The sequence below is a fragment of the Mesorhizobium sp. M7A.F.Ca.CA.001.10.2.1 genome (assembly GCF_003998575.1).
Lineage (GTDB): Bacteria > Pseudomonadota > Alphaproteobacteria > Rhizobiales > Rhizobiaceae > Mesorhizobium.
This window is the reverse complement of sequence record NZ_RZQY01000899.1, coordinates 1-1,878: the sequence shown is the minus strand read 5'-3', so window position 1 is coordinate 1,878 and position 1,878 is coordinate 1. Positions and strand designations below refer to the sequence as shown.

Here is a 1,878-nt window from a genome sequence, read left to right as displayed (position 1 = left end):
AGACTGTCGGCTCCTATGTCGGCAAAGAAACAGCCGACGATGAGAAGGCCGCGCTCGAAGCCGCAATCGGCATCGCCACGGGCCGTCTCACTGCAATGATCGGGATGGCCGAGGGCGATGCCGCCGACATTCTCGAGTTTCAGATCGCCATGCTGCAAGACGATGCGCTGAGCAGCCCGGCCTTTGCCGCGATCCGCACCGGCCTGCCGGCCGACACGGCGTGGCGGCAGGCGCTTAACGCTGAAATCGCCGGCTACGATGCTTCGGAGCAGGATTATTTCCGCGCGCGCGCCGCCGACATCCGCGATATCAGGGACCAGGTGCTGCGGGCTCTGTCGGAGGTTGGCAACGTCGAGCCGCCCGCCGGCGCCATCCTCTATGGCGAGGATATCGCGCCGACGCGTTTTCTCGAAACCGACTGGAGCTGCGGCGGCGGCATCGCACTGAAGGCGGGCAGCACCGCCAGCCACGTCGCCATGCTGGCGCGCTCGCGCGGCGTGCCCATGGTGGTCGGGCTCGGTGATTCGCCGGCTCACCTTGCCGCCCTCGCCCTGCTCGACGCCGAACATGGCGGCATCGTGCTTTCGCCCTCGAAGGCCCAAATCGCTGCCTTTCGGCAATCCTCCTCATCATTCCGGGCGCGCCGCGATCGGGCCGGGACCTTCCTGGCGCGACCGGCGGTGACCAAGGCCGGCACGGCGGTGCGGATGCAGGTCAACATCGCCGACCCGTCCGAGGTCGACGGCATCGATATCGCCACCTGCGACGGGGTCGGGCTGATGCGCACCGAATTCCTGTTCGGCAAGACGCTGCCGGACGAGGGGACACAGTATCGCGCCTATCGCAAGGTGCTGGAATGGGCTGGTGAAAAACCGGTGACGATCCGCACCGTCGATGCCGGCGGCGACAAGCCGGTGCCCGGCTTCACCGTCGAGGAGAGCAATCCGTTCCTCGGCCTGCGCGGAATCAGGCTGTCGCTGGCAAGACCGGAGGTGTTTCGTGTACAGATCCGGGCACTGCTGCGCGCCGCGGTGCACGGCAATCTGAAAGTGATGTTTCCGATGATCGCCATTGTGGAGGAATACCGACAGGCAGCGGCGATGTTCGCCGAGGAGCAGACCGCACTTGCCGCGCGCGGCATCGCGAACAAGATGCCGCCGCTCGGTATCATGGTCGAGGTGCCGTCGGTGGCGATCGTGCCGGAAGCCTTTACCGAGGCCGCCTTCTTCTCGATCGGCTCCAACGACCTCACCCAATATGTCATGGCGGCCGCCCGCGATGACGCTGCCGTGGCACATCTCAATTCGGTCCGTCATCCGGCCGTGCTACGGCTGATCGCTGCCGTGACCGCGTTTGGCCAGCGGGAAAAAATCCCGGTCAGCCTGTGCGGCGATGCAGGCGGCGATCCCGCCTCGATCCCGTCACTGCTCAAGGCCGGCCTGCGCGATCTTTCCGTCGCTCCGGCGCAACTCGCCATGGCCAAGGCGGCCATCGCGGACGTTTCTGTCTAGGCGCGGCCGGCATGGTCGACAGGGCATCCGAACCCGGTTCCGAAGAGGCGATCCGCGCCTACAAGACGATCCTGTCGCAGGTCATCGACCAGCGCCCATCCGGCATGCGCCAGCGCCTGGCCGATGCGCTCGGCAAACACCGAAGCTTCGTCACCCAGATTTCCAGTCCTGCCTATTCGATCCCGATTCCGTCAAAACATTTGCCGGCTATATTTTCGGTGTGCCATTTCAGCCCGGCCGAGCGCGACCAGTTTCTCGCCGCCTACCATCAGGCGCATCCGGGAAAAATGTCGATCGCATCAGGCATGCGCAAGACGCGGCATGTCTCGCTGATCGTGCCGGATTTCGGCGACGACAAGCAGAACGC

General features: G+C 65.3%; 2 protein-coding genes. Both read left to right on the top strand.

Annotated features, from left to right (window positions below):
- On the top strand, positions 1-1,511 hold a 1,511-nt coding region (gene ptsP, locus EN964_RS33215; RefSeq protein WP_127277345.1), incomplete at its 5' end, for a phosphoenolpyruvate--protein phosphotransferase.
- Positions 1,512-1,522: 11 nt separating this feature from the next.
- A partial coding sequence (locus EN964_RS33210; protein ID WP_127277343.1) for a hypothetical protein occupies positions 1,523-1,878 on the top strand: 356 nt, incomplete at its 3' end.